Below are 6,000 nucleotides of genomic sequence, written 5' to 3' on the forward strand. Positions count from 1 at the left end.
TGCTTTGCATCTCTTGATTGACTTGGTGTTGCCTGTTGATGTGGGTTGCCCTCCCCTGTCGGTTTGCTAGGCTGCTGTAACCAAGACGCGGAGGATGGAGGCACCATGCGTAGGGTGCGGGACTACAACGCGGAGCTGAAGGCGCTGGAAGACAAGGCGCGTGGGCTGAAGGCGCGCCGGGTCGAACAGCTCGGGCAGCTCGTCACCGCTACGGGTGCGGATACACTCGACATGGAAACGCTTGCCGGCGTGCTGCTCGATGCCGTCACGTCACAGAACGAGGAAGCGAAGGAGGCATGGCGTGCGAAGGGCGCCGCCTTCTTTCAACGACGCGGGCGCAAAGGTAGCCGGACTGTTGGCGGCAACGGCGACAGCGCAAGTACGCAACCGGGCGCTGATCCAGCGTCTGGAAGCGGCACGGCGTCGGACTGATACGCGGGGCTGGGTCGTGCAACGCCGCGAACGCACCCGCCACCTGATCGAGCTGGGCGGCCTCGTCCAGAAAGCCGGCCTGGTCGAACTCGCCGACGACGATCGCGCGACGATCTACGGCGCGCTGCTGGAGCTGGTCGGCCGCGCTCGCGGGGACGATGCCGGCGACACGCTCGCGCTCTGGTGGCGGCGCGGTAAACGTGCGTTCGACGCGGAAAGCGAAGCGATGGAGAAAGGCGATGGCGGCCCTGGATATTGAGGCGATCCGCTCGGAAATTCGCACGCTGGATTTCGAGCGCGGCACACCCGCTGATGTGGCGGAATGGCGCGAAGCCGATGCCGAATCCCGCGCCAACCTCGCCATCGAGGACATGGCGCTGAGCGCGGATGACGAGGCGCTGTTCGATATGCTGCGCGACGAGGCGGTGCCCCCTCCCCTGGCCACGCAAATCCTGCTCAGGCTGCTGGGCCATCCCGACGCCGATCCGGCGCTGGCGATCACGCCCCTGGAACAGGCCTGCTGATGCCGGGACCGCTCATCGGCGGGCGTCGGCCGATCAGCTGGCGGCTCGCGATCGTCGTGGCATTCGTCGCGGCCTATGCGACCGCACGATGGCTGGAAGGCATTTTCGGCGTCGGGCAGATTTCCGGCACGGTGTCGTTCCTGGTCCTGGTCGGCCTGATCGGCGCGACCTGGTGGATCAACAGCTGCGCCGGCAAGCGCCGGAACGACCTGCTGGGCTCGGCCCGCTTCGGCGACCGCGCCGACGTGCAAGCTGGAGGCGAACGGGGATCTCCTGATCGGCCGCGCCAAGGAGTCGGGCAAGCTGCTCCGCTATGACGGCGCGGCGCACCTGCTGACGATAGCACCCACACGTTCCGGCAAGGGCGTCGGCACGATCATCCCCAACCTGCTGCTGCTCGACCGTTCGGTGGTCTGCATCGACCCCAAGGGCGAGAATGCCCGCGTCACGGCCCGTGCGCGGGCCAGCAAGGGCCTCGTGTGGTGTCTGGACCCTTTCGGCGTCTCCGGGCGTCCTGCGGCCCGTTACACCCCCCTGGCGCAGCTAGACCCGGCCAGCCCGGACCTCACGGAAGATGCGCAAACGATCGCTGACGCGCTGGTCCATGACGCGCCGGGGCAATCGGGCGAGGCGCATTGGAACGAGGAAGCCAAGGCGCTGATCGCCGGCGTGATCCTGCACACCGTCATCCACGAGCCCATGTCCCAAGCCACGCTGGCGACCGTGCGCGACAAGCTCACCCGCGATCCCGCCGGCCTCGCCGCACTGCTGGCGGACATGCAGGCCAGCACCGGCGCGCATGGCCTGATCGCGCGCGCCGCCAATCGCCAGCTCGGCAAATCCGATCGCGAAGCGGCGGGCGTCCTATCCTCGGCGCAACGCCACACCCACTTTCTCGACAGCCCGCGCCTGGTCGAAAGCACGTCCGCGTCCGACTTCCGCTTCGCGGACCTCAAGGAGCGGCCCGGCACCGTGTTCCTGTGCCTGCCGCCCGACCGGCTCGATACTTATGCGCGCTGGCTGCGGCTGCTGATCGCCCAAGCTGTGACCGACATGGCGCGCTCCCCTGCCCGGCCGGAACGCCCCGTGCTGTTTCTGCTCGATGAGTTCGCGGCGCTCGGCCGCCTGGAGCCGGTGGAGCGCGCGATGGGGCTGATGGCCGGCTATGGGCTCCAGCTCTGGCCGATCCTCCAGGACATGCACCAGCTCCGCGCGCTCTATGGCGAGCGCGCTGGCACCTTCCTGTCCAATGCCGGCGTGATCCAGACGTTCGGCGTCAATGACCATGCCACCGCCGACATGCTCTCGCGTACGATCGGCGACACGACGCTGGAATATGCGACCCTCAGCACGTCGCGCGGTACAGGCTGGGGTGACAATCGCGCCGGTCCCTCGGAAAGCGTCAGCACGCACGTCACGGCGCGGCGGCTCGTCACGCCCGACGAAATCATGCGGATGCCGGCCGACACGCTCCTGCTGCTGCGCCAGGGCGAGCGCCCGCTCTGGGCCAGCAAAGTCCGCTACTATGACCAGCGCGAGTTCGCCGGCCTGTTCGATCCGGCATGATCGCGCACACCGGTCCTTGAAGATTAAACGGTGAGCTTTGGGGTATCGCCTCGCCGCCTTCTCCACCGGCGGAACGCTAAAGGTACACACCGCCGGTTTCGCTCGGCTTCGTCTGGAAGCCCTGCGGCCGTTAGGCCGCTCTGGTGACGGCGATAGCCGGCACGGATCGCGAAGGAGCATTGGCCGTTAGGCCAATTCCGCTATCTCCTGTGCTTATGCACAGGGTGGCTTACCCCGAAACTCACCCATTGCGTTCAGATTCAATAATTCTTCTAAGATTCAAGATTCAGGCGCTCGAAACCCGCGGAAAACCAGCAGAAATTAGCTCTAGAAGTGAGGGTTAGGGTCGATTCGCGTGAGCCTTGGGGTAACCAACGGTGAGCGTTCGGGCGGATTAAGGTGAGTGTTCGGGTCGATTTTGGTGAGCCTTAGGGTACCTGGAGAATTGATGGTGAGTTTTGGGGTATCTCCTCACCGTAGATCGGGGAGCCGAGTGGATTGCCCAACTCACTTTTCATGTTAAGGTGAGCGCAACAATAGCTATCGCTCACCTTTGAGACACACCCATGCCCCAGCCCGCGCTTGCAGATGGATCGTTCCGCACCCTAACTCAGCGAGGCAAGGGCAACCCCTTCAATCCCTCTCATTATGGCGAGATCGTAAAGCCGGGCGAGCTGGTCGACATTGTCGAGCTAAGTCCCCTCACCCTCGCCGATCGCCGCACCTACAATCTTCTGATCGCCAATGCTTGGGAGCGGATCGGCGAGCCGATCGTCCATCGGATTGCCAAAACGGCGCTGAAAGGCACGCATCAGGGTAACGAGCGGATTGAGGCCTCCCTGCTCCGCCTGATGGGCACGATCGCGATCGTCACCATCCGAAAGAGCGGCAAGAGCTACAAGCGCCGTGTACAACTTCTCGGCCCGAGCGACGAAAGCTTGGAGAAGGACGGCTTCCTCCACTACCGCATCCCTGAGGAACTGATCGAAATCCTGCGGAACAGCGAGGTGTATGCCCGCCTCAAAACGCAGGTGATGTACTGCTTCGAGTCGAAATACGCCCTCTGCCTCTACGAGATGATCGAGCGGCGGATCGGCCTCGAATACAAGCAGACCGAGGAGTTTACGATTGAGGAGCTGCGCGGGCTGCTCAACGTGCCCGCTGGCAAGCTGGAGCGGTTCGCCGATCTCAATAAATACTGCCTCAAGGTGGCGGTGGAGGAGATCAACAAGCTCTGCCCCTTTTACGTCGATTTCACCCCCATTAAGAAGGGCCGCAAGGTCGAGCGGATCGCGCTCCACTGGTTCCCGAAAACCTCCAGCGGGAAGCGGGACGCGCAAAGCCTGATCGACCAGCACAGCGTCGTCCGTCGCGCCAAGATGCGCGGGCTGGCAGCCGAACTGCCGGTGCTGGTGGATTTTAGCGCGCCGGCCGAAAGGTGAGCTGTTACCCCAAAACTCACCGATAGGCCTGCTGCCAGTTTAAAGGTGGACGTGTTCACGTGCTTTCGTGATATCATGTTCACACGTCAACACGTGGGCTGAGGGTGATCTGGGTGCTACCTTCAGATGCGGTCACTCACCCAGCCCTTGCATGTTCCAATCGGGCCGGATCATTCGGATCAACCCCGCTTCCAACCCTGGCGCGGTCAGCACCGGAAGCCCGTGCCACGTTGAATCCTCAGGGGTCGCGATCAGGATCTCGACACGGCTGCCTACATTAAGCGCCCTCAGGATAAGGCCTTTGATGCGCGCACTAGTGCGTTGCCGGGCGTGACCGCGAACATAATGCGCCATGCGGCCCCGCAAACCGCGCTGGGTCAGTCCTATATAGCGGATGATCCCGTCCACCACGAACGCATAGACACCAGCGTCTACCGGCACGATGCAGTCAGGTTCAAAAGCCTCATCGCTGATCGGAGTCCATTGCCCAATCCGAATGAACCCTGCGTCAATGAGGCGGGAGGCCGGGGTCGGCTCGTTCGCGGTAGCCGCCTCAGGCTTCGGCCGTTCCTTGGCCGGTGATCGCATTTCCGGACCGGAGGCATCGGTGCGTTGCTTCCGGCCCAGATCGATCCCTGAGCGTTCGAGAACCTGCCGCACGTGTTGATAACGAATGCCGAGTTGGGCAGCGATTTCCGTACGCAAGTACCCAGCTCGCGCGAGGCCACGAATTTGGTCTGCTTTGGTGCTCAGTCCGGCAGTGACCTGATGGACCGGCAGACGCTCGCCGGGAGGCAGCGGCTCACCCATAAATGCTTCGCCCCCTCCTCTTTCGGAGCTGCGTCACCGCTCCCCGAACGGGTGCTTGCCGTACTGGCGCATTAGGAGGTCGATCGCCTCGCCCATCAAGGCCTGGAGGGTAGTTCCGTTCTCCGCCGCTAGCACGTTTAGGCCCCGGCTAACCTCCGGGCTGAAGTATGCGCTTACCGCCTTCTTGCCCTGCCGCGCTGCCGATCGCACCGGCGCCGCCCCCTCGATGGGTGGAACCGAGACGCTCGGCTCCACCTTCGCGCGTTCTGCGCGCTGCTGCCTCATGGCACCAAATTTGCTCATGTCAGCCTCGCTTCTTCCTGCTCTGCTTACCTGTGGGCAGGTTCACATGTTCTCGTGTCCACGTCCATAGTGCGGCAATCTCCTCTGCCGCCTTACCGTCGGGCTCCGCCTCCATCGCGGTTTTCCCTTGCGCTGTGCTGTGGTGATAGATCGCGCGCATAGTGAGCATGACGGGCGCGACCGGGACGCCCATGCCCTCAACGCCGTCGCTGCCCTCGATCAGCTCGCGCGCGTCCCGGTAAGTAGTTGGTGCACGCTGAGGGCCGCCCATGAAGAGCACGAAGGCCGGCTTGCCTGCTGCCTTCACCAACTCGGCCGTCGTTTCGACCGCTGACAAGTCGAACGCCTGGGGACGGCACGGAATGAGGATCAGGTCCGCGGCCTTGCACGCCTCGCGCGCCATAATGTCCGCGTGTGGGGGCGTGTCGATGATGACCAGGTCCGCGCCTAGATCGGCCGCTTGCTGCACCTTCCGCGGAAGGAGGGTAGGGGAGGCACAGTCCACGACCTCAGGGTCCGCGCCGCCTCGCCAGTGATTCCACTGGCTGGCGGTCGCTTGCGGGTCCGCATCGAGGATCAGCGCAGACAGACCCGCACTGGTGGCAGCGCCGGCAAGGTGGATGGCAAGGGTGGTCTTTCCCGCTCCACCCTTCTGGCTAATGATCGATATGGTTTTCATGTGGCCACCTGAACATGTTCGCGTGTGAACATGCTGGATAGCGGACGTGTGGTCATGAGAGCAATCCCGCCTGTGAACGGCTCAGCGCATGGCTTGTCGCGCATATCCTGAGTTTCGCGACAGTAAGGATCGTGGCGGTTCTCCTCGTGTGTAAACGCTCGCGCTAAGTGGCGGCATTCTGATCGCGCTATTTGTCGGCGAGCGTCGCTACGCGGCTACCGGCTTGGTCTCGGCCGATCGCACA

The 6,000-nt window shown here is 63.7% G+C and carries 9 protein-coding genes; 6 read left to right on the forward strand and 3 right to left on the reverse strand.

The features are described 5' to 3' along the window. The first annotated feature begins 105 nt into the window (after positions 1-105). The 6 genes from BMX36_RS20325 to BMX36_RS20350 all read left to right on the forward strand — a co-directional run bounded on the left by BMX36_RS20325 (position 106) and on the right by BMX36_RS20350 (position 3,964). The gene (locus tag BMX36_RS20325; protein ID WP_093068333.1) at positions 106-432 is read left to right on the forward strand and encodes a conjugal transfer protein TraD; all 327 of its coding nucleotides are present in this window, start codon (positions 106-108) and stop codon (positions 430-432) included. A 16-nt stretch (positions 433-448) separates the two neighbouring features. After that, a complete protein-coding gene (locus BMX36_RS20330) occupies positions 449-691 on the forward strand; it encodes a conjugal transfer protein TraD (RefSeq protein WP_093068337.1) in 243 nt (80 codons plus the stop codon). After that, positions 672-956: a hypothetical protein gene (locus BMX36_RS20335; protein WP_093068339.1), complete on the forward strand. Its 285-nt coding sequence runs from the start codon at positions 672-674 to the stop codon at positions 954-956. The genes BMX36_RS20330 and BMX36_RS20335 overlap by 20 nt, the downstream gene beginning before the upstream one ends. After that, positions 956-1,273, forward strand: a complete 318-nt coding sequence (locus BMX36_RS22425; protein WP_093068342.1) for a hypothetical protein — start codon at positions 956-958, stop codon at positions 1,271-1,273. Before BMX36_RS20335 ends, BMX36_RS22425 begins: the two co-directional genes overlap by 1 nt. 22 nt (positions 1,274-1,295) lie before the next feature. Next, positions 1,296-2,522, forward strand: coding sequence for a type IV secretory system conjugative DNA transfer family protein (locus BMX36_RS20345; RefSeq protein ID WP_371262959.1), 1,227 nt, complete (start codon positions 1,296-1,298; stop codon positions 2,520-2,522). Between the two features lie 566 nt (positions 2,523-3,088). Further along, the gene (locus BMX36_RS20350; protein WP_093068348.1) at positions 3,089-3,964 is read left to right on the forward strand and encodes a replication initiation protein; all 876 of its coding nucleotides are present in this window, start codon (positions 3,089-3,091) and stop codon (positions 3,962-3,964) included. A 132-nt stretch (positions 3,965-4,096) separates the two neighbouring features. On the opposite strand, the gene BMX36_RS20355 is transcribed toward BMX36_RS20350, so the two are convergent. The 3 genes from BMX36_RS20355 to parA are packed head-to-tail and all read right to left on the reverse strand — an operon-like array spanning position 4,097 to position 5,756. Continuing rightward, positions 4,097-4,774, reverse strand: coding sequence for a GIY-YIG nuclease family protein (locus BMX36_RS20355; RefSeq protein ID WP_143058634.1), 678 nt, complete (start codon positions 4,772-4,774; stop codon positions 4,097-4,099). A 33-nt stretch (positions 4,775-4,807) separates the two neighbouring features. Continuing rightward, positions 4,808-5,077, reverse strand: a complete 270-nt coding sequence (locus BMX36_RS20360) for a ribbon-helix-helix domain-containing protein (protein WP_093068353.1) — start codon at positions 5,075-5,077, stop codon at positions 4,808-4,810. A gap of 1 nt (position 5,078) precedes the next feature. Next, positions 5,079-5,756 (reverse strand): ParA family partition ATPase, encoded by a 678-nt coding sequence (parA, locus tag BMX36_RS20365; protein ID WP_093068356.1) that lies wholly within the window; start codon positions 5,754-5,756, stop codon positions 5,079-5,081. Between the last annotated feature and the right edge of the window lie 244 nt (positions 5,757-6,000).

This window comes from Sphingomonas sp. OV641, from assembly GCF_900109205.1.
Lineage (GTDB): Bacteria > Pseudomonadota > Alphaproteobacteria > Sphingomonadales > Sphingomonadaceae > Sphingomonas.